We start from the raw sequence: 20422 nt of genomic DNA, 5'->3' as shown, positions 1-20422 counted from the left end.
ATAGTCTGGGAGGCATGACACAGGAAGCAATCGCCCCGCTGGACGGCGTCCGGGTCCTTGAGCTCGGAAATTACATTGCCGCACCCACCGCCGGCAGGCTGCTGGCCGACTTCGGTGCGGAGGTCATCAAGGTGGAGCGCCCCGGAACCGGCGATGAGCTCCGCAACTGGCGACTCCACAAGGGCACCACGTCCATGCTGTACCGGACGTTGAACCGCAACAAGAAGTCCGTCGTCCTGGACATGCGTACCGAGGCAGGAAAGCAGGCCGTGCTGGAGCTCGTCGCAAACTCCGACATCCTGCTGGAAAACTTTCGGCCGGGCACCTTGGAAAGGTGGGGTCTGGGGCCTGAGGTCCTCAACGAGGCCAACCCGGACCTCATCGTCACCCGCATCTCTGCCTTCGGACAGACGGGGCCACTGTCAGGACGGCCCGGTTTTGCCGCCGTCGCCGAAGCATACGGCGGGTTCCGCAACCTGGTGGGCGACCCGGACCGGGCACCAGTTAGGGTGGGCGTCTCCATTGGCGACTCGATCGCCGGCCTCTATGCCGCCTTCGGCTCCGTGATGAGCCTGTACCAGCGTGAAGCACGACGCCGGGACGCGGCTGGCGCGGCTCCACTCACCGAACGCATCATCGACGTGGCGTTGAATGAGGCAATGTTCTCCATGATGGAGTCACTGATCCCGGACTACCAGGCCTACGGCGTGGACCGGCAACGCGTCGGGGGCCGCATGGAAGGGATCGCCCCCTCGAATGCGTACGTGTGCCGGGACGGGGCGAGCATCGTAGTGGCGGGAAACGGCGACTCGATCTTCCAGCGGTACATGCACACGATCGGGCGGCCCGACCTTGCCGAGGATCCCGGGCTGCAAACCAATGCCGGGCGCTGGGCCAAGCGTGAAGAGCTGGACCAGGCAATCGGAGAGTGGGCCTCAACCCTGGACGCTCCGGATGCACTTGCCGCCCTTGAATTGGCCGGGGTCCCCGCCGGACCAATCTATACAGCGGCCGATATCAGTGCGGACGGCCAGTACGCTGCACGCAACATGATCCAGAAATTCGACGTCTCCACAGGCGAGGAAATCCTCTCCGACGTAGGTTTCCCCGGCATTGTTCCCGTGATCGGTGAGCAGTCCTTGCCCATCCGGAACCTGGGGCCGGACCTCGGCGAGCATACCCAGGAGGTACTGGGTGGCCTCCTGAACATGGACGCGGCCCAGATCAAAGCGGCTTCAGGAAGCGACGAGGTAATACAGCCATGAACTCCCTTTCCAGCCCGTTCGGCAACGCAATCCTGCGGGATGTGACGCTGCGCGACGGACTCCAACTCACCGGTAAAATCCTGCCGACGGAACGGAAGGTCGAGACGGTCCGGGAGCTCCTGCGCCTGGGCGTACCAGCGATCGAGCTGGGTTCAATGGCACGGGCCGACCTGGTGCCCACCATGGCCAACACCCTTGAAGTTGTCCAAGCACTGACCGCTGACGAACTGGAAAAGTGCTGGATCTGGGTGGCGACGCCTGGCCATGTAGCAAAGGCATCGGCTGCGGGAGCACGCAATTTCCAGTACTGCCTGTCGGCCTCGGATTCCCACAACAAGGCAAACATTGGCCGGACCACCGACCAGAGCCTGGCTGCCTTGCCGGAAGCCGTCGACATCGCCAGATCGGTCGGTGGAGCGATTCAACTGTGCATCGCAACGTCTTTCACGTGCCCGTTCGAAGGGTATGTTCCGGAGGAGCGTGTACTGGCGATTGCCAACGATCCCCGGGCCGCTGGCACCACGGACATCGTTATCTGCGACACCCTGGGCCAAGCAGTACCGGCCCAGGTGGCCCATCTGGTCACTCGGGTGCGGGAAGAATCCCCTGCGCGCCGGATCGTCTACCACGGCCACGACACCTGGGGGCTGGGCGTGGCCAACACGCTGGCAGCGATCCAAGCCGGTGCCGCGATGGTGGACGGCGCACTCGGCGGTTTGGGAGGATGCCCGTTTGCACCAGGCGCCAGCGGCAACACCTCCAGCGAAGACCTCCTGTTTGCCACCCGGCCCGGCTGGTTAAACCCGGAGGTCTTCGGCGAACTGGTGCGCCTGTCCGGTAAGTTGCTGGAGGAGCTGGGAGAACCCAACCGCTCCAAGGCAGCACAAGGTGCCAAATCCAAAGCCGCAGCCTTTGAATGGGTAATGCCCGGACTTTAGCCTTTGCCTCCAGCTCCACCCACGGCCATCAATCCCAGGCGCTTGAGGGTTTCACGGTTCCGAACGCCGATCACGGGATCCCGTAACGCCTTGGGCATGAACTTTCCGGGGCCACGGACGGCGTCTTCGGAGATGGAGACCTTGCATTGGCCGCTTCCGATGGGCTCCAAAGTAATGAGCACCTCCGCCTCGCCCATGGGCCACCCCCTTGCCAGGAGCTTGAGTTCTTTGGCGGGCTCCATGGCGGTGACGCTGGTGTTGTCGTCGATGAGGAACGGCCAGGAGCCGACCGAGTGGTGGAGCCGGGCACCTACCTGCGGCCATTGATCATCCACGGCGCGGATCCGCGATGCGCCTACCACCCAGCCGGAGTAGAGCCATCCGTCGGCCATCACATCCCAAATGCGGTCGGCCGATGAGTCAAGTACTTCGGTCACTGTCGACATCTTTAGCCCTTCCACGCGTTGCCCCGCATCATCGCTACCACAAGCTAAGCATGCTTAGTGTTCGCCTGCCAGCGATTGCCCATTTACGGTGAGGGCTTGTTGGCCTTTCCATCGAGCCAGAGCAGGTCCGAGTCGTCACGGTGCGGGCCATCCGAGCCCACGTGCTTGCTGTCGATTTTCGGGCCGTTCTTGATGACATGAACCATCGCCATCCCGTGTCCACGCCCCAGACCATAATCAGCCTTCAACCATTCAAGGATGGTTCCCGCCTTAACGGACGGGTCGTTGAAGCCCTTGCTTTCCGCGATCTCCACCAATTGCCTCGGCGTCAGCCCTGTCTTGTCCTCGACGGCGTCGAGGTATGCCTGGAAGGACATGAATAGTGCCTTTCGTCAGTCGCGGCTGCCCTCGTGGCGAGGTCCGCGGGGAAGAAAATTCCAAGTACGCGCGACTCTACTGGATGCCGCCGACAACGAGACAGAAGAGGGTGTCCGCGAGCATGCAACCGCCTACACTGGCAGCATGCGCGGAGAGCTGACCATGCGGGCTTCGGCTTCAGTCATGGTCTTCTTCAGCGCCGTGACCCTCCTGGCCGGATGCACCGGACCTGGCACCGGCGCACCTGCCGCTGAAACACCCTCCGCCACCTCGCAGAAAGCCATCACTGTTGAGGTCAACCAGTCCCGGGACCAGTACGGCAAACAGGCAATCCAAATCCAGCTGACCAACACCACGGATGCGTCCCTCACCGTGAGCAGCGCCCGGCTGAAATCACCCCTGTTCGAGCAGGACATCGTGTGGAGGCCGTCGGAGGGCGGACTGGTCCTGCCGCCCAAGCAACCCAAGAGTGTTCCCACGGCCCTGCCCGCGCCGGCCTGCGACACACCAAAAGACACCAGCACGGACCTCACCGCGAAAATCGACTATGCAGAAGCAGGCAAGGACCCCGTTCCGCAAACCTCCGACGCATCCGACCCCTTCGGCGTCCTCCCCCGGAACGCAGGCGAGCTGTGCCTCGCAGCCCAAGCAGCCGACGTCGCCAGCATGGTCCTGGACCCGAAACTGGAGGTTGCAGCTGACGGCGGCACCGCCGTCGTACGCCTTCTGATAACGCCTGCAGCCGACGGCGGCTCCCATCGGACGCTGACCATCCAGGGCATCGACGGGACACCCCTGCTGGCCGAAGCCGACAACCAGCCGTGGCCCCATAACGTCGATATCAGGCAGGGCGCTGCGCCCATGGAACTCGCATTGGGAATCCGTCCGGCACGCTGCGATCCGCATGCCGTGGCGGAGGACAAGGTAGGGACATTGCTGCCACTCAGGGTCAAAGTGGGTGACCGCGAAGGCCTGCTGAAAATCGCGGCGTCAGTTGACCTGCGGGGCCGCATCTACGACTTCGTTACTGCTGCGTGCGGTGACGGATAACGCGGATTCAGTCGTCGAAGTGGGCCACGACATCCGGCTGCCCGGAAATACGGTCCACCATCGACTGCGCAACGGAATGGAGTTTTTGGTTGCGATCGCTCGAAGCCCGCCGCAGTACCTCGAATGCCTCACCCTGGGTGCATCGGTTTTGGGCCATGATCATTCCGCAGGCGAGATCTATGACTGTCCTGGTGTCCATGGCGGCTTTTAGATCGTCCCCGCGCTGATCAGCGGCCGCAATCCTGATGGCCAGCCGCATTGCTTTACTCGACATCTCCACGAAAAGCACAGCATCGGCAATTCTCTCCTCCGTGAAGACCCCCGGGGTAGGAGAGAAGAAATTCAACACCGCGGCCGAATCCGGACCCAAGGTCATGGGGACCCCCAGAGCACTTTTGATCCCTGCCGCGTCCAGCGCGCTCCGATACTCCGGCCAGCGCGGATCGGAATCAACATCTCCCAGAAGGACCGGCACACCACTGTCCAGTGCGTCGACGCACGGCCCCGAACCCAAGGACTGTTCAATCCGGTCCAACATCAGGGCACGTTCGCTGCTGCCTCCAATCGTGGCAGTCCGTTTACGGCGCCTCAGTGTCACCGCACACTCAATGTGCGCGGCGCACACCCTGGTCATCATGCCTGCGGCGAAGCCGGTCAGTCCGTCCAGGAACGCCTTGACGTCCTCGGTCCCGGCAATGAGGTCGACCAACCGCTCGAATTCTCCCGCCCAGTCTCCTTCACCCATGACCTCAATCTAGAGAACCCCGCCGCTTGCCACAACAGTCCGGCAGGAATGCTTGGCTAGCCGATGATCGGGAGCGCTAATGGCGCGCTTTCCACCCTGACAGTAACGTTCGCTTCCACCCTCTTGACTTCACCGTCCATTTGGTACGGCAACGGCTTGAGGGTGGTGAACTCGTAGCTGCTGACGCTCGGTTGATCCCCCAAACCCTGGGTGGTGGCACGCAGCGCTGTCAGCAGGACGCGCCACTTGGGCATGTGCGGAAAAACGATGACCTCGAATTTACCGTCCTTGGGCAGGTTGTCCGCTTCGCTCAGCGTGGCGTACTTGGCCATCTCCGGAATGTTGGCGAAAACCAGGCTATCGAATTTATGCCGCTTACCATCCTCCAGGCGGATGGCGAAAGGCTCGAATTTGGAGAAAGTCTGTATTACCGTGACCATTTCCTTGAGCGCGCCCTTGCTGCCTTTTTCCAGTTCGGTGGCCACAACCGGGGTCAGGCCAAATCCGATATAGGAGTGCGCATATTCCAGGGGCTCATGGTCTTTTTGGCCCGTGTGGATCCGGAGAAGGTCGATCGAGTGGACCCGACCCTCGGCAATGGCCTCTTCCAAGGGTTTTGAGGCGGTAATCCGGCTATGGTCGTTGGCATTACCTGCAGCCCTCACGGCACAAACGGCCCGCGGGTTGCCGGCCTGCATGACACCGTTCACCACCTCGTTGTATCCGCCGTCGCCACTCACGGAAACCACAAGGACGTCCCCTCCCTTCGCCGCTGCTTCGCGCGCCAAATCAACTGCGTGGCCTGCATGCTCCGTGGGCTGGAGGATGATCTCGGGCTGGTACGTGAGGAGACTCTTTAACTTGTCGTGCAGCTGCTGCGCCAACTCAGGCGCGTCCCCCGTGCTGTTGGGATTGAAAATAATGACGATCGACTCAAAGGTCCGGGCAGAATCCACGATGTGCTCCTGATTCATTGCGAGGGCCTTACTGGCGGCTGTTTTCCTCGAAGCTCCCATAGTATTCGCAAACGTGATGGGGTTCCGGATGGAGCGTGAACGTGAAAGCATGAAACGTGCCGTAGAAGCCGGGGTACACGACAATCAGCCTGACGCAGTCCGGTGCTGTGTCAGCGGTGGGGGGCTCGAATGCAAGACTCACGGGAAACAGCGAGATCGCTTGTCCTGGATCATGAAATCGCCCTTGAGGATTTATGGGCCTGGTACTGGGCCAATGGTGGAAATGCCAAACAGTGGGACTTTGACGCCTACCTGTTCGGAATCGAAGAGCGCGATCCGTTCGACTTGAAGATTCTTGCCTGGGCCATGGAAGACCTCGAGGCCCGACCAGTTCTGTGACCTGGCAACCGGGACCAAACACCCCCGGTAGGGTTACACCATGGGGACGGTTCTTGAGGTTGAAAGCCTGAGTGTGGGCTATGCCGGCGATCCTGTATGTGGCGAGGTATCGGCCTCTGTGGCGGCCGGAGAAGTACTGGGAATCGTAGGCGTCAACGGCGCAGGGAAGTCGACCGTGGCACGGACCATCGCCGGTCGGCAGTCTCCGCTTGCAGGGGACGTCAAGGTCAATGGCCTCCTGATTGATCCGGACGCCGTTCCGTTCCGCCGCCAGGTCGCGGCCGTCTTCGATGACGACCTCTTCTTTCCCTCCCTCACAGTCCGGGAGCACCTGCTCCTGATCGCCCGCGGGCATTCGCTGGAGAACCCCGAGACCAGGGTTGACGAGGAACTGGAGTTCTTCGGCCTCCTGGGAAGGGCCCACGCGATACCCGACGCCTTGTCATCGGGCCAGCGACGGCGACTGCTCCTGGCTGCCGGTTTGATCCGCCCGTCGTCCCTCCTGATCCTGGACGAGCCCGAACAGCGGCTCGATCCCCAGATGCGCGTCGCCGTGGGTGCGCGCATCGCGGAACACGCCGATCAGGGTGGAGCTGTGGTCCTTGTCACCCATGATCCGCAACTGCTGCTCGCCATTGCTTCCACCTGCCTGGTTATTGGTGATGAGGTCCGGGAACTCGATCCTGAGCACGGCGCTTCGGTCATTTCCGGATCCTGACGCGATGAGTACTGACGTCTCCCGGCAGGGCCGGATACTCTCGGCCGAGATCGTGCGGTTCACCCGCCGGTCCGCCCGACGCTACCGGCGCAGTCGATCCTCGTGGGGTGACCGCTTCGTTGACGCCTACAGCTGGGGCCTGGGCATAGGTGTTTCCCTGACTATTGCGGCCTCGTTTGTCCTGGCGCTGCGCAACGAAATTGCCGGCAGGGCCTCGACCTCGGGCAGCATCGTCCGGGAACATTGGCTCGTCCTGCCGGAACCTGTCCTGTGGACATGCCTGACCTTCGTTGTCCTCCTCGCTGTGGGCAACCTCGCCGGGAAGCTTGGCCCATTGGCAGTCAACGGACCAGAGAGCTCTTGGTGGCTTCCCCTCCCCCTGGACCGCCGCCCCATGGTCCTGCCTCCATTCCTCCGCAAGACTGCCCTTGCCGCCGCCGGTTCCGTGATCGCCTACGTACCCTTCAGCATGGTGACAGCCGCGGACCGGAACCCCCTGGAGCATCTTTGCTCTGCGCTAACTTTCGGAGCAGCAGCCGTTATCGCCGTGGTCATGGCCGCCGTTAAGCAGCTCGGTTTGCTGGGTCGCTGGACCGGCCGGATAGTGGCAGCGGTGCTACTTGCGGCCTGCTCGGCCGCCACGTTGATATCGGCCTCACCATGGCCGGCAGCGTTAGCCGCCGTCGTCGCCGTCGGACTCGTCGTCGTGGTGGGGCCGCGCGCCGGCAGGGTGGCCGGTGAGGAGCTGGTGCGGGGCGGTGCCGTCGCCGGCCACGCCGGCGCATCGTTGTTCATGATGGATTCCAATGAGGTACTCCGTGCCCTCGGCGCCGGGCGGAAGAAGGTCGACGGCGGCCGTGCGGCCAGGTTCTATACCCGCCCGCCGCGTGGCCCGCTCGGGGCATTGATCCGAGCCGATGTTGTCGCCTTCCTCAGGCTGAACCCGCCACTGGTCCCGCCGGTCATGTGGTTTGCAGGCAGCGTTGCGTTGCTCCTGGTGGAAGGCGGGCTGCCCGGGTTCGTTCAACTGGCAGTGCTGGTCATCGCCGGCTGCGCCACGGCTTCGGGCATGGGGACGGTGGCGCGCAAGACGGCCATGCTTCCCGAAATCGACGCGCTGTTGCCTCTCCACCCGGCCCTGGTACGAATCAGTCGGATGCTCATGCCGTGCTTGGCCATGGCCGCCTGGATGGGCCTCCTGAGCGTCGTCCTGGTCTTCCTGGGCGCCTCCACTCCAGCATTGATTGCAGTGGGTGCCATGGCAGGAATCGGCATGGGCGCCGGCAGTATCCGGGCGGCGATCCGCACACAGCCGGACTGGTCCGCGCCACCGGTGGAGACCCCCTTTGGTCCGGTCCCCCGCGCCCAGCTGGGATCCCTGCTCCGGGGACTGGACGTGACCATCCTGGCCATGATTCCGCTCATGGTGGCTTTGTACCTTGGATACGTACCGTCACTCGTGGCTGGTGCGCAGCTGGTGTTCAGTGCGGGCATAGTCTTGGTGGTTGCGCTATCCCGCCCTAAGCACTCGTAAACGACGCATTACAAGAGCACGGTCCCTTGGATGCAAGTAGCTGAGGCCCCGCCAACCCAAATTTCGCCGTCTTCAGCCTTGACGTGGACGCGTCCAGCGCGGCCCAACGCCGTGCCCTGAGCCGCTGTGTACTCGTCCGGTGCGCGCCCGCTGCCTATCAACCATTGGGCTGCGCCCGCATTAAAACTGCCCGTCACCGGGTCTTCGGTCATCGCGTCGTGGGCAATGAAAGTCCGGACTTCAAAATCGACGTCGGAACCCGCCTCGTGCGGGCCGATCACGCCCACCTTCAAATCACCCATTGCTGCGAGGTCGGGCTCGATGCCCAACACCTGCCCGGCCGATTCCAGGAGCACGCCGATCCACGCCGGACCGTTGACCAGCCACGACGTATCCAGCAGCGCTTCCTCAGGAAGCCGCAAACCGGCTGCGAGCTGCGCGCGTACCTCGTCCGAAACCGGCCCGGAGCGCGTCAGCGGCGGCGCAGCAAAAGCCAACCGTCCGGCGTCGTGCTTCACCCGGACCAACCCTGCCCCGCACTCCTGCACCACCACGCCATCCGTCTTGGGCACTCCCCCGGCTTGGAGCCAGGTGTGCGCGGATCCCAGGGTGGGGTGCCCGGCAAAGGGGAACTCCTCGCTGGCTGTGAAGATCCGAACCTTGTAGTCGGCAGCGGGGTCGCTGGGCGGCAGGAGGAACGTGGTCTCGGAAAGGTTGGTCCAGTTGGCGAAGTGCTGCATGGTCTCGCCGCTGAGCCCTTCCGCATCCACGACGACGGCGAGGGGGTTGCCGAGGTAAGGACGGTCGGAGAAAACGTCTACTTGGTGGAATGGTCTGTTACGGGGGGCGCCGGAAGTCACTGATGCAGGCTACCACCGGGTGGTGGCCGGTCCACGCATGGTCTGGGAGACTGCGGCATGGCAGAGAACAAGACACAGCCCACGGACGTCTCCGTGGAAAACTTCCTGGCAGCGGTGGAACATCCCCAACGGCGGAAAGACGGCTTGGAACTGCTGGACATGATGCGCCAGGCCACCGGCCAGGAAGCGGTGATGTGGGGGCTAACGATCGTAGGATTTGGGAGCTACCACTACAGATACAGCAGTGGCCGCGAAGGAGACGCCGCCGCCGTCGGCTTTTCTCCCCGCAAGGCGAACCTGGTGGTGTACGGACTTACCGGCAGCCCCGAGGCGGAGGATCTGTTGCCGAAACTTGGGAAATACAAAACAAGCACTGACTGTGTCTACATCAACAAACTGGACGACGTGGACCGGAGCGTCCTGTCAGAACTGGTCCACGCCGGCTACCAGCACGTCATGAGCGAACTGCACACCCCCTGACATCCCGCGCCCCTGCCCCGCCACCCCGCCGAGATATAAGGGCACAGAAAAGCCCCCACCACCGGAAACCGGAAGTGGGGGCCTTCTTTGTAGTCAGGGACTACTTGCTGGCTACGACCTCGAGGTCGATGACAGCGGAAACGTCCTCGTGCAGGCGAACGTTGGCCTGGTACGAACCGACAGACTTGATGTGGTTCGGCAGTTCAACGTTGCGCTTGTCGATGGAGCCGAGGCCAGCGGCCTCAACAGCAGCAGCGACATCAGCAGGCTTGACGGTGCCGAAGAGACGACCGGACTCGCCGGCCTTCACCTCGAGCTTGACCTTCTTGGAGGACAGTGCCTGAGCCTGGGCCTGTGCAGCTTCAACGGAAGCGTGCGCACGAGCAGCGCGTGCAGCCTTGATGGACTCAACCTGCTTCTCGCCACCCTTGGACCAGGTCAGAGCGAAGCCGCGGGGCAGCAGGAAGTTACGTGCGTAACCGTCCTTGACCTCGACAACGTCGCCAGCAGCACCGAGACCGGTTACTTCGTGGGTCAGAATGAGCTTTGCCATGTTAGTTAATCCCTTCCCTTAGCCGCGGCCAGCGCCGGAGTAAGGCAGCAGAGCAACTTCGCGGGCGTTCTTGATTGCCTGGGCGATCTTGCGCTGTTCCTGAACGGTAACGCCAGTGACGCGACGAGCGCGGATCTTTCCGCGGTCGGAGATGAACTTGCGCAGCAGTGCTACGTCCTTGTAGTCGATGACAGTGATGTCAGCGGCCTTCAAGGGGTTGGACTTTGGTTTGGGCTTACGGAGTTCAGCCTTAGCCATCGTGGAGCTCCTTTTCTATGGAGCCCGTGGATATTGATCCACGGGATGGTGGTGTTCGACGGCGGTGATCGCCAAGGTGCCTTTCGGCAGTCCCGGTGAGCGACCGGCGTCGGACGTTTATGTGTTGTTTAGAAGGGAGGTTCGGAATCCGGGCCGTTGCCCCAACCGCCGCCGGCATTGCTGACCCCGGGCGTGGCCCAGGGATCATCCTGCTGTGCGGGCTGGTTGTTGCCACCCCAGTTTCCACCGGAGTTGCCGCCGCCCTGGTTTCCACCAGGAGCGCCACCTCCAAAGCCACCGGAATTACCGGCGTTACCGCCACCGAAGCCGCCCTGGCCACCGCCGGAGCGCTGGGTACGGTTGACTTTGGCGTTGGCGTAACGCAGGCTGGGGCCGATTTCGTCGACCTCAAGCTCGATAACGGTGCGCTTCTCGCCTTCTTTGGTTTCGTAGGAACGGCTCTTCAAACGGCCGGAAACGATGACGCGCATACCCTTTGTCAGGGATTCGGCCACGTTCTCGGCTGCTTCGCGCCATACCGATGCGCGGAGGAACAGGGTTTCCCCGTCCTTCCACTCATTGGACTGGCGGTCAAAGGTCCGGGGAGTAGAAGCGATGGTGAAGTTCGCTACTGCTGAGCCAGACGGGGTGAACCGCAGCTCGGGGTCATTGGTGAGATTACCGATGACCGTAATAGTGGTTTCGCCTGCCATCTACTGCCTCCTTGTTCGTTCCTGCGGGGTAAAGATCTGAAAGGGGCTGATTACTCAGCAACAACCTTCTGGTCTTCAGGGCGGATGATCTTGGTGCGCATGATCGTCTCGTTGAGAGACAGCTGGCGATCAAGTTCCTTGGCGGTAGCCGGAGCAGCGGTGAAGTTCACCACGACGTAGATACCTTCGGACTTCTTCTTGATGTCGTACGCCAGACGGCGACGGCCCCAGATGTCTACCTTTTCGATGGTTCCACCATCGGTGGTGATGACATTGAGGAACTTCTGAAGCGACGACTCTACGGTACGTTCTTCGACCTCGGGGTCGATGATTACCATCAATTCGTAAGGACGCATATGTGAACCCACCTCCTTTGGGCTAAGCGGTTACGGTATTTCCGTAACAGGAGGTTCATTTGCGATGCCGTGCCAGCTCCCCACCGAAAATTCCGCGGGAGGGCCTAACACAGACTTCAACATCTTAGTGCATCTCCTGCACTCAAAGCTATTCGGCCGGATCCTCGGCGGAAACCGGGAAGCTGTCCTATGTGGATAACACCGGTGGCCATGCAGTGAATACTGGATCCATGACCGTCCTGAAGCCGATTGTTCTGTTCGTTTTGGCCGCTGTCGCAGAGATCGGCGGAGCCTGGCTGATCTGGCAGGCCGTTCGTGAAGGACGGGCCTGGTGGTGGGGCGGGCTGGGGATCATCGCGCTGGGAATCTACGGATTCTTCGCAGCCTTCCAGCCGGACGCCCACTTCGGCCGTGTCCTTGCCGCGTACGGCGGCGTCTTCATCATCGGCTCGTTGGCATGGGGCATGCTGGTTGACGGCTTCCGCCCCGACCGCTGGGACATCATAGGAGCCGCGGTCTGCCTTGTGGGGGTGGGCGTGATCATGTTCGCACCCCGCTCCGGCGCCTAGGCGCATCGAGGCGCGCGGCGCATAGAGGCGCGCGCCCACGCGCATGCCGCGGCATGGAATGACAAAACCCCCGGTCCGAAGACCGGGGGTTCATTGTGCGCGGAGGGGGACTTGAACCCCCACCCCCTTTCGAGGACTAGCACCTCAAGCTAGCGCGTCTGCCATTCCGCCACCCGCGCAAGGTGATCAGGAGGAAAACAGTGTTTCGTTTTTCTCCTCGACAGCGACAAAGACACTAACACGAGGAACGCCAATACGTGGATTCCTGCTCGTTTGATGGCATCCGGTCGGGCGTGGTTCGCGCGGGGGTCCGCAGCGGCTAACTATGGTGGGCAAATGAGCAACGTCAGAGTCAGACGCAGCAGGTTGCGCTTCCTCGTCATGATCATCGCTGGAGCGGCAGCTGTTATTGCCACGGGTATCGCTGGGAATTGGGTGGACGCCCCTGCAGTCGGATGGGCCACGGCCGCGTTCATCTACGTCGCATGGGTGTGGCTGGTGATCGGCCGCATGGATCCCGACGACACCCGCCGGCACGCCACCAATGAAGACCCGTCCCGCGGCGTCACCGACCTGCTGATCCTGGTGGCGAACCTTGCCAGCATCGCGGCTGCTGCGGCCGTAATCGTCAATTCACACGCTGAGTCCGACAGCAGCAGACTGGGCTCCGGTGCGCTTGCCTTGGCCTGCGTCGCCTTCTCCTGGATGCTCGTCCAGACTCTTTTCACCCTGCGCTATGCCGAGCTCTACTACAGCCCCAAACCTGATGCCGGAGGTGCGGTGGGTGGCATCGGCTTTAACCAGGACAGGCCACCCCAGTACACGGATTTTGCCTACCTCGCCACCAGCTTGGGCATGACCTACCAGGTGTCCGACACCAACCTGGGCAACCACCGGATCCGCGTCGAGGCGTTGAAACACAGCTTGTTGTCGTACCTGTTCGGCACTGTCATCCTGGCCGCAACCATCAACCTGGTTATCGGGCTGGCCCAGTAGACGGCCACCCAGGCCTCCGTTAACCACAAAGTGGGGCAGCCGCCGTCGAATGCTGACGGTGGCTGCCCCACTGCGGAAAGACTGTTACGACGCCGGCCCGGAACCGATGTCTGCGCGCTCGGCTTCGGTGGTGGTCGCCTCGAGGCCGGCGGCCCCACGCTTGCGGTACCGCCACACGCCGATGGCAACGACTACCGCGGCCAGCCCCAGCGAGAGGAACAGCGACTCACGCGTGGATTCGATGATGACCATGCCGATGACGAGGGCCACGATGGCACCAATGGCAATCCAGGTGAGGTAGGGGAAGAACCACATTTTGAGTTCCAGGTCCTTCGCGGCAGCGCCCATGCGGCGCCGAAGGATCAGCTGCGACACCGAAATGACCAGCCATACGAACAGGGCGATGGCACCGGAGGTGTTCACCAGGAACAGGAACACGGTGTCAGGAGCGATGTAGTTCAGGCCCACGGTGATGAAGCCGACCACGGTGGATGCCAGCACTGCTGCGGCCGGAACACCCCGCTTGGAGATCTTCATCCAGGACTTGGGGGCATCGCCCCGCTGTGAGAGTGAGAACAGCATGCGGCTTGCCGTGTAAAGGCCGGAGTTCAAGCAGGAGAGCACGGACGTGAGGACAACGATGTCCATGATGGTGCCGGCGCCCGGAATTCCGTACAGCTCTATGACTGCAACGTAGGGGCTCTTGGCAACGGAGGCGTCATTCCAGGGCAGGAGGGTGACCACTATGGCGATGGAACCGATGTAGAAGATCAGGATGCGCCATACGGTGGACTTCACGGCCTTTTTGACGGCGTCCACGGGGTTCTCGGATTCACCAGCGGCGATCGTGGCGATTTCCGCGCCGAAGAAGGAGAAGACCACCACGAGGATGCCCGCCAGTACGGCGCCGGGGCCGTTGGGCATGAATCCACCCTGGTCCAGGAGGTTGCTCACGCCCGGTGCGGACACGCCCGGCATCAGCCCAAGGATCGCGGCGATGCCCGCCAGCAGGAAGATGACAATGGCTGCGACCTTGATGGAAGCGAACCAGAATTCGAACTCACCGTAGGACTTCACCGAACCGAGGTTGGTCAGTGTCAGCAGGACCATGAGGACCAACGCCCAGACCCACTGATCGACGCCGGGAACCCAGCGGTGCATGATGGCGGCACCCGCCGTCGCTTCGATACCGAGCACAATGATCCAGAACCACGCATAGAGCCAGCCAATACTGAAGCCCGCCCAGCGGCCAAGGGCCTTGTCGGCGTATGTGGAAAACGAGCCTGTTTCCGGGTTCGCCGCAGCCATTTCACCGAGCATGCGCATGACGAGGATGACCACCAGGCCTGCGGCCAGGTACGCCACGAGGATGCCCGGGCCGGCCTGTTGGATGGCAGCGCCGGAGCCGACGAACAAACCGGCTCCGATGACGCCGGCGATGGCGATCATGGAGAGGTGTCGGGGCTTCAGGGACTTCGATAGTTGTTGGTCAGCGTGCATGGATCGGCGCCGTCCTTCAGGTCTTGGAGGTTGGCCACTGTGGGTGTGCCACGGGCCACATGACTCAATCACGTTAACCCGCTACACCGACGACTTTCCTGTGCAACCGAACATTTTAGGCTTCCCGAAAACAGAGAGACGCACAAAATGTAAACCTTTAGGCAACCAAAGTTTCCTGCAGGAAACATCCGCAACACCCTTGAAATGAGTGCTTGAGGCTTTAGCTTAGAGGGTGGCCCCAAAGAACAATTGCGAAACTGCCGCGAGGCTCTTGGGATCTTCCACGCCGCAGAGCTCCCGCGCCGAGTGCATGGAGAGCAGCGGAATGCCCACGTCCACAGTCCTGATGCCGAGTCGGGTAGCGGTCAGCGGACCGATGGTGGAACCGCAGGGCAGATCGTTGTTTGACACGTATTCCTGGTACGGCACGTTGGATTCCTTGCACAGACGGGCCCACAGGGCGGCGCCGGTGGCATCCGTGGCGTAACGCTGGTTGGCGTTGATCTTCAACAAAGGACCGCCGTTGAGTACCGGCTTGTTGGCGGGATCGTGCTTTTCCGCGTAGTTCGGGTGGACGGCGTGGCCCGCATCCGCGGAAACGCAGAACGACGCCGCCAGCGCCTGTCGCCGCTGGCTCACCGAAGCGCCAAGACCGTCGGAGATGCGCACCAGGATGTCCTCCAGCAACGGCCCGCAGGCACCTGAGCGGGAGTTGGACCCGATCTCTTCATGGTCAAAGGCTGCAAGGACGGCAATCGGGCCGTCACTCGGGGTGGCTGCAGCATGCCCCATCAAGGCCACCAGGCCAGCGTGTGTGGAGGAAAGGTTGTCCATCCGCCCTGACGCAAAGAACTCATTCTTGGCCCCAAAGACCGCAGGGGCTTGCGTGTCTGCCACCACGACGTCGTATCCGCCGATGTCCGCGGCATCAACAGTGGCGCCCTCGACGCGTTCGGCCAGCAGTGCCAGGAGATCCTCGCCTGCAGGGTCTCCTTGTCCAAAGACGGGATTCATGTGTTGCTGCTTGGACAGGTGCAGGCCGTTGTCGTTGACCCCACGGTCCAGGTGAATGGCCAATTGCGGGAAGCGCAGAAGGGGTCCCGTGGCGGTCAGGTGCTGCGTGCCATCGTGCAGGACCAAACGGCCCGCGAGCTGCAATTCCCGGTCCAGCCAGGAGTTCAGGAGCGGTCCGCCATAAACCTCGACGCCGGCCTGGAGCCATCCGTATTTTCCCGTAGTGGGCTTTGGCTTGAGTTTGAAGGAAGGCGAGTCGGTGTGTGCACCCAGGATGTTGAATCCGGTGGTGGGGCTTGCGTTTTCGGGGGTCACCCACGCGATGAGTGCACCATCCCGGATGACGTAGAACCTGCCAGCGCCCCCCTCCCACGGTTGCAGTTCGTCCAGGGAAGTAAAGCCGGCATCGTCCAGCCGCCGTGCGGCCTCGTGCACGGCGTGGAAGCTCGAGGGGGACGCCGAAACGTAAGCGCCAAGGTCCTTGATGTGGTCAACTGCGGCTGAGGCATTCGAAGGCATGCCCCCGAGTCTAGCCCCGCTTGGGACGACGGCTTGGGCGGCTGTGCGGGGGATGTGACCCCTCCTTGAGCCCCGAATCGAGGTGTGTGCAATATAAGCAAATTCATATGCTTGTAATGAACGTCACGTTGTGCCACTATGGCTCTCAGAAGGCACACCCACGGAAGGCTCCTCCCATGAAGATCCAATTGAAACCGGTGCGAAAGCTCCGCATCCACTGGCCCATCCCGGTCGAAACCATGACCCAACTGGCCGGAGGCAACCTCGCCGCCTTGGAAGCGGACAGCGGCATCTCATCCCTCCTGCAGGAGCTTACGGAGTGCCCCGAGCTGGGCGGGTTCGGAAACTACCACCACGTCTTCGAGTCCTCCGCGGGTTACGAAGGTTTCACCGTTGCGGAAGGGGCAAACCCCACGCTGGGCAGTGTGGGCCAACGGACCATCTCGCCGACCTTCGTCTTCACCTCCTACTTTGATGATTGCCTGGATGAAGACGCTGTCCACCGCCTGGTCCAACGGATTGTGGACATCCACCCCTGGGAGGTCCCGGTGATCGAAGTGTCCGGACCCCTGAACGTCTCCAGCAGCGCCCTGACCCCCGTAGGCGAAAGCCGGGTGGCGTCATGACCACAGGACTCTGGCAGGAACTCGCGCCGCTGCTCCGCGACCGAACGTTCACGGACCTCACCCACGCGTTCCATCCCGGCCAGCCCCGGTTTGCTGCTTTCCCGGATGAATCCCGCGAGGCGCTCTTCGATATGGAGAAGGGCGACGGCTTCACGGCCCACCGCTACTCAATAGTGGGCCAATGGGGTACCCACGTGGATCCGCCATCGCATTTTGTGCGTGGTGGCCGGACCCTGGACCAGATACCCGTGGACCAGATGGTGCTTCCGCTGGTTGTCCTGGACATCAGCCACCGCGTGCGCAGGGGCCCTGATGCCACGCCCACACTGGGCGACATCAAGGATTGGGAATCACGATACGGCACCATTCCCGCTGGTTCGTTCGTCGCCCTCCGCACAGGATGGAGCCAACGGTGGCCCGACCCTGAGGCCATGGCCAACAAGGACGAATCCGGAACGAGCCATACTCCCGGGTGGTCGCAAGAGGTCCTCCAGTGCCTGATCGAAGAGCGGGGAGTGGCTGCGGTTGGACACGAACAGACCGACACGGACCCTGGCATGGCCACGTCCCGGCAGGACTTCAGCCTGGAAACCTACGTCCTTGCACAGGACAAATGGCAGATCGAACTCCTGGCGCATCTTGACGGCCTGCCCGAATCCGGTGGCGTCCTGGTGGCAAGCTGGGCCAAACCCCTGGGCGGGAGCGGCTTCCCGGCAAGGGTCTTCGCCATTCACTAGGGCTGCGGGTCGCTAGAATCGTTCCATGTCAAAGACCTCCAGCATGGGCCGCGGGATGATGGCAATCCTCGCGGTAGGGGCGCGCCACGCGCAAGGGCACGACGGCGGTACGGTTGCCGACGTCGCGGCCCACCTGGAGAAGGACCGCAGCCAGGTTTCCAGAAGCCTCAAGGGGGCTTTGCAGGAGGGTTTCCTTGCCCGCACCGACAACAGGGAATACCGCTTGGACTGGTCAGTCCTGGCCGACGCCCAACTGGTCACCGAGCAACGGCTGAAGACCGACGGACTCACCGCGCTGGAAGGATTGGCCGCCGAAACCAACGAAGCCTGCTTCCTGGGCGTGCTGAGCGGAAACAGTACGGTCACCATCGGTGAGCAGGTACCTGCCAGCGCCAACCTGGTAGGTTCCTGGCTGGGCCGGCCCTATCCGGCCTACTGCAGTGACGCCGGCCAGGCGCTCCTTTGGGATGCGCCGGATGAGGAAGTCCGGACGCTTTTCAAGACCGTGGAATTCGTCAAGCACGGACCCAACACGCCCTCATCCGTGGACGACTTCCTGGACCGGCTCAACCAAGCCCGGGCACGCGGGTACTCGATCGTTGATGAAGAGGCCGAACCCGGACTCTATTCACTGGCCGCGCCAGTCCGCGATTTCAAGAATGAGATCGTTGCCGCGCTCCAGATCGTTGGCCCCAGGACGAGGGTTGAGCCGCAACGTGAAAGCCACGCCATGGCACTCCGCTCATGGTGCGAGTGGCTGGAAGCAATGGTGGGTGGCCGGGCCGCGTCTCCACACCGGCCCTAGGTCAGTACCGTGCCGTGGGCACCAAGTCCTTGGGATGTTTCATGGAGCACCCCGGCGATCTCCGGCGCCGCCTTCTCGATACTGGAACGGTTGCCCAGGACGCTGAGGGCGGCGACGATGTTCCCGTCGTCGGCCCGGACCGGTACGGCCAATTCCCACACGTCATGCTCGAATTCCTCGGCGGCGACAACAAATCCGCGGGACTTGTCACGGTCCATGAGGTCACGGACTTCCGGCGCGGAATGTGCCGCCGCGGGACCGCCCACACCGATGAAATTCACGTCGCGGAGAAGTGATTCCAGCTCATTGGGCGAGTGATCCCACAGCAAGGCCCTGCCCGCTCCCGTGCACCAGACGGGCGTCACCATACCCGGCTTTGCGTAGCCGCCCGGGAATGAGTTGTTCGTGGATGCACGCAAGAGGAGGACCCTGACGCCGTCGCGGACGGAGAGCCGCGATCGCAAGCCAAAGGCGGACACCAGCTCCTCCAGCTTTGCCCGTGACTTCTGCACCCAGCCACTGTTGAGCGAAGCTGCCAGGCCCAGGAAGCCCGAACCTGTGCGGAAGGGGCCCCTGTCCACCCGTTCCAACAAGCCCAGATCACACAACTCCTGGGCCAAGCGGGAGACCCTGCTTTGCTCCATGTCCAATTCGGCGGCCAGTTGGGAGACACCCAAAAGCTGACGGCCCTGCTTTTCGCGGTCCGTGATCAGGCGCACGAGGCGAAGGCCTTGGGCCAAAGAGGACGCTTCGGGTGACGTATCCACAAATCCACTCCTTCCACCACGCGCTCACGCCATTCTCACATGGGCGTGTCTGCCACAAGGATTCGGGAGTCCTTCGCCCACACCGTGTACAGGTCCGCGAGTATCCCGCGATTTGCCGACTCCAGTTCCCCTGCGGAAATTTCCACGCCATCCTGGCTGCCGAACAGCACCACCTCGTCACCTGGCCGCGCCTCCGGCACTGCGGAGACGTCGATCACCATGGAATTCATGGAGATCGCATCAACAACCGGCACCCGCTGGCTCCGCACCACAACGGATCCGCCCACGCCAAGTGCACGCCGGTATCCGTCGCCCTACCCCGCCGTGACGGTGGCCAGCTTTGAATCCGTTTGCAGGGTATGAGTGTGGCCGTAGCCCACCCTGCTTCCCGCCGGATAATGGTTTACGGATCCGATCCGCGCCTTGAAGGCCAGGCAGCGCCGGAAACCCGGGTGGCTTGGGTCCGAATCGCCGTATAGAACGGCCCCTGTCCGCACCATGTCCAGCCAGGTTGCCGGCGCATTCAGCGTGGCAAACGAATTTGCTGCATGGAGCAGAACCTGGCTGCGGGGCACCTTTGCCAATCGCAAAACGGACATGGCCTCGGCCTTGAAGCGCGAAAGCCCTTGCTCAATGTGTTCAACATCGTCCAAGGGGAAATGCGTCATGATCCCAGCGAGCTCCAGCTGCGGATGGCCAACTACTGCCACGGCACTTGCCCGGCCCAGCGGCGACGATACGTCCAGGCTGTGCCTGCTCATGCCGGAGGAGTTGATGTCCAGGTGGATCCTGATCTTCCGTCCGGTCTCGGCGGCAATCCGGCTCATTTCCCAAGCACTCTGAGGATCCGCCACAAGTTCTTCCACATCATGGGCCATGGCCGCGGCTATTTCCTGGGGCGCAGCAGCGCGGACCCGCAACAACCTCCCTGTGTAGCCATTGGCGCGAGCCGCCTCTGCTTCGGAATTCGAGCCCACACCGATGTACGGCACGCCCAGGCGCACCAGGAAAGGAATCAGGAGGCCGGCCCCGTGGCCGTACGCATCGGACTTGAGCACGGCGCAGAGCATGGCCCGGTCCTGCAGGATTCCCAGCACTGTCCGGACATTGGACTCGAAGGCGTTGCCGTTGATTTCGAGCCAGCTGGCAAGGTTTTCGATCCTTGGCCGGTGGTTCACGACCTGCATCGTCAATTCCCCCGAATCAGCACCTTGCGGCCGGGCCAAGGACCCAGCCGCAA

General features: G+C 62.5%; 24 protein-coding genes, 1 tRNA gene and 1 pseudogene. 12 read left to right on the top strand and 14 right to left on the bottom strand.

Annotation, left to right across the window (positions count from 1 at the left end; genetic code table 11):
* The first annotated feature begins 14 nt into the window (after nt 1-14).
* Both ACNQOP_RS06565 and ACNQOP_RS06560 read left to right on the top strand, forming a co-directional pair.
* Nucleotides 15-1265: a CaiB/BaiF CoA transferase family protein gene (locus ACNQOP_RS06565; protein ID WP_416403717.1), complete on the top strand. Its 1251-nt coding sequence runs from the start codon at nt 15-17 to the stop codon at nt 1263-1265.
* Nucleotides 1262-2203 carry a hydroxymethylglutaryl-CoA lyase gene (locus tag ACNQOP_RS06560; RefSeq protein ID WP_416403716.1) on the top strand — a complete coding sequence of 314 codons (942 nt, stop codon included), beginning with the start codon at nt 1262-1264 and terminating at the stop codon, nt 2201-2203. Before ACNQOP_RS06565 ends, ACNQOP_RS06560 begins: the two co-directional genes overlap by 4 nt.
* Here the strand turns inward: ACNQOP_RS06560 and ACNQOP_RS06555 are convergent.
* Both ACNQOP_RS06555 and ACNQOP_RS06550 read right to left on the bottom strand, forming a co-directional pair.
* Nucleotides 2200-2649 carry an SRPBCC family protein gene (locus ACNQOP_RS06555; protein WP_416403715.1) on the bottom strand — a complete coding sequence of 150 codons (450 nt, stop codon included), beginning with the start codon at nt 2647-2649 and terminating at the stop codon, nt 2200-2202. The two genes, ACNQOP_RS06560 and ACNQOP_RS06555, sit on opposite strands and share 4 nt — an antisense overlap.
* Nucleotides 2650-2732: 83 nt before the next feature.
* Nucleotides 2733-3026, bottom strand: a complete 294-nt coding sequence (locus tag ACNQOP_RS06550) for a DUF4287 domain-containing protein (protein WP_416403714.1) — start codon at nt 3024-3026, stop codon at nt 2733-2735.
* A gap of 145 nt (nt 3027-3171) precedes the next feature.
* Here ACNQOP_RS06550 and ACNQOP_RS06545 point away from each other — a divergent pair, with 145 nt between their 5' ends.
* Nucleotides 3172-4077: a hypothetical protein gene (locus ACNQOP_RS06545; RefSeq protein ID WP_416403713.1), complete on the top strand. Its 906-nt coding sequence runs from the start codon at nt 3172-3174 to the stop codon at nt 4075-4077.
* 7 nt (nt 4078-4084) lie between these two features.
* Here the strand turns inward: ACNQOP_RS06545 and ACNQOP_RS06540 are convergent, their stop codons facing one another.
* On the bottom strand, nt 4085-4822 hold the full coding sequence (locus ACNQOP_RS06540; protein ID WP_309993230.1) for a GAF and ANTAR domain-containing protein: 738 nt from the start codon (nt 4820-4822) through the stop codon (nt 4085-4087).
* A 56-nt stretch (nt 4823-4878) separates the two neighbouring features.
* Entirely contained in the window at nt 4879-5796 is a 918-nt protein-coding gene (locus ACNQOP_RS06535) for a diacylglycerol/lipid kinase family protein (protein WP_257369908.1), read from the bottom strand.
* 171 nt (nt 5797-5967) lie between these two features.
* Between ACNQOP_RS06535 and ACNQOP_RS06530 the strand changes: the two genes are divergently transcribed.
* From ACNQOP_RS06530 to ACNQOP_RS06520, 3 genes are read left to right on the top strand one after another with little or no spacing between them, the layout of a single operon-like run.
* Nucleotides 5968-6177, top strand: a complete 210-nt coding sequence (locus ACNQOP_RS06530; protein ID WP_235518190.1) for a hypothetical protein — start codon at nt 5968-5970, stop codon at nt 6175-6177.
* Between the two features lie 40 nt (nt 6178-6217).
* Nucleotides 6218-6895 (top strand): ABC transporter ATP-binding protein, encoded by a 678-nt coding sequence (locus ACNQOP_RS06525; protein WP_284987344.1) that lies wholly within the window; start codon nt 6218-6220, stop codon nt 6893-6895.
* Between the two features lie 4 nt (nt 6896-6899).
* Nucleotides 6900-8429, top strand: coding sequence for a DUF6297 family protein (locus ACNQOP_RS06520; RefSeq protein WP_284987343.1), 1530 nt, complete (start codon nt 6900-6902; stop codon nt 8427-8429).
* Between the two features lie 8 nt (nt 8430-8437).
* On the opposite strand, the gene ACNQOP_RS06515 is transcribed toward ACNQOP_RS06520, so the two are convergent.
* Nucleotides 8438-9289, bottom strand: coding sequence for a PhzF family phenazine biosynthesis protein (locus ACNQOP_RS06515; protein WP_257369912.1), 852 nt, complete (start codon nt 9287-9289; stop codon nt 8438-8440).
* A 57-nt stretch (nt 9290-9346) separates the two neighbouring features.
* On the opposite strand from ACNQOP_RS06515, the gene ACNQOP_RS06510 reads away from it, so the two are divergent.
* The gene (locus ACNQOP_RS06510; protein ID WP_416403712.1) at nt 9347-9769 is read left to right on the top strand and encodes a DUF1801 domain-containing protein; all 423 of its coding nucleotides are present in this window, start codon (nt 9347-9349) and stop codon (nt 9767-9769) included.
* Between the two features lie 100 nt (nt 9770-9869).
* Here the strand turns inward: ACNQOP_RS06510 and rplI are convergent, their stop codons facing one another.
* The 4 genes from rplI to rpsF all read right to left on the bottom strand — a co-directional run bounded on the left by rplI (nt 9870) and on the right by rpsF (nt 11649).
* Entirely contained in the window at nt 9870-10322 is a 453-nt protein-coding gene (gene rplI / locus ACNQOP_RS06505) for a 50S ribosomal protein L9 (protein ID WP_211710215.1), read from the bottom strand.
* Nucleotides 10323-10340: 18 nt separating this feature from the next.
* Nucleotides 10341-10580: a 30S ribosomal protein S18 gene (gene rpsR, locus ACNQOP_RS06500; protein WP_003800144.1), complete on the bottom strand. Its 240-nt coding sequence runs from the start codon at nt 10578-10580 to the stop codon at nt 10341-10343.
* Nucleotides 10581-10708: 128 nt separating this feature from the next.
* Nucleotides 10709-11293 carry a single-stranded DNA-binding protein gene (locus tag ACNQOP_RS06495; RefSeq protein ID WP_211710216.1) on the bottom strand — a complete coding sequence of 195 codons (585 nt, stop codon included), beginning with the start codon at nt 11291-11293 and terminating at the stop codon, nt 10709-10711.
* A gap of 50 nt (nt 11294-11343) precedes the next feature.
* Nucleotides 11344-11649: a 30S ribosomal protein S6 gene (gene rpsF, locus ACNQOP_RS06490; protein WP_416403711.1), complete on the bottom strand. Its 306-nt coding sequence runs from the start codon at nt 11647-11649 to the stop codon at nt 11344-11346.
* Nucleotides 11650-11879: 230 nt separating this feature from the next.
* Between rpsF and ACNQOP_RS06485 the strand changes: the two genes are divergently transcribed.
* Complete coding sequence (locus tag ACNQOP_RS06485; protein WP_284987340.1) at nt 11880-12218, top strand: YnfA family protein; 339 nt, start codon at nt 11880-11882, stop codon at nt 12216-12218.
* A 96-nt stretch (nt 12219-12314) separates the two neighbouring features.
* On the opposite strand, the gene ACNQOP_RS06480 is transcribed toward ACNQOP_RS06485, so the two are convergent.
* Nucleotides 12315-12397, bottom strand: a tRNA-Leu gene (locus ACNQOP_RS06480).
* A 157-nt stretch (nt 12398-12554) separates the two neighbouring features.
* Between ACNQOP_RS06480 and ACNQOP_RS06475 the strand changes: the two genes are divergently transcribed.
* Nucleotides 12555-13214: a DUF1345 domain-containing protein gene (locus tag ACNQOP_RS06475; RefSeq protein WP_416403710.1), complete on the top strand. Its 660-nt coding sequence runs from the start codon at nt 12555-12557 to the stop codon at nt 13212-13214.
* Nucleotides 13215-13298: 84 nt separating this feature from the next.
* Here the strand turns inward: ACNQOP_RS06475 and ACNQOP_RS06470 are convergent, their stop codons facing one another.
* Nucleotides 13299-14714 (bottom strand): amino acid permease, encoded by a 1416-nt coding sequence (locus ACNQOP_RS06470; protein ID WP_257369929.1) that lies wholly within the window; start codon nt 14712-14714, stop codon nt 13299-13301.
* A gap of 225 nt (nt 14715-14939) precedes the next feature.
* On the bottom strand, nt 14940-16247 hold the full coding sequence (locus ACNQOP_RS06465; protein WP_416403709.1) for a M18 family aminopeptidase: 1308 nt from the start codon (nt 16245-16247) through the stop codon (nt 14940-14942).
* A 176-nt stretch (nt 16248-16423) separates the two neighbouring features.
* Between ACNQOP_RS06465 and ACNQOP_RS06460 the strand changes: the two genes are divergently transcribed.
* Genes ACNQOP_RS06460 through ACNQOP_RS06450 form a run of 3 tightly spaced genes read left to right on the top strand, consistent with a single transcriptional unit; the run spans nt 16424 to nt 18415 of the window.
* Nucleotides 16424-16873 (top strand): hypothetical protein, encoded by a 450-nt coding sequence (locus ACNQOP_RS06460; RefSeq protein ID WP_416403708.1) that lies wholly within the window; start codon nt 16424-16426, stop codon nt 16871-16873.
* Nucleotides 16870-17610: a cyclase family protein gene (locus ACNQOP_RS06455; RefSeq protein WP_416403707.1), complete on the top strand. Its 741-nt coding sequence runs from the start codon at nt 16870-16872 to the stop codon at nt 17608-17610. Before ACNQOP_RS06460 ends, ACNQOP_RS06455 begins: the two co-directional genes overlap by 4 nt.
* Before the next feature lie 25 nt (nt 17611-17635).
* Complete coding sequence (locus tag ACNQOP_RS06450; protein WP_416403706.1) at nt 17636-18415, top strand: IclR family transcriptional regulator; 780 nt, start codon at nt 17636-17638, stop codon at nt 18413-18415.
* Here ACNQOP_RS06450 and ACNQOP_RS06445 read toward each other — a convergent pair.
* Both ACNQOP_RS06445 and alr read right to left on the bottom strand, forming a co-directional pair.
* A complete protein-coding gene (locus ACNQOP_RS06445) occupies nt 18412-19182 on the bottom strand; it encodes an IclR family transcriptional regulator (RefSeq protein ID WP_416403705.1) in 771 nt (256 codons plus the stop codon). The genes ACNQOP_RS06450 and ACNQOP_RS06445 overlap by 4 nt on opposite strands.
* Nucleotides 19183-19217: 35 nt before the next feature.
* Nucleotides 19218-20369, bottom strand: a pseudogene (gene alr, locus ACNQOP_RS06440) (alanine racemase).
* Nucleotides 20370-20422 lie beyond the last annotated feature (53 nt).

The sequence above is a fragment of the Arthrobacter sp. LFS091 genome, assembly GCF_047977885.1.
Taxonomy (GTDB): Bacteria; Actinomycetota; Actinomycetes; order Actinomycetales; family Micrococcaceae; genus Arthrobacter.
The sequence above is the reverse complement of the archived record's forward strand: the minus strand, read 5'-3'. Positions and strand labels throughout refer to the sequence as shown.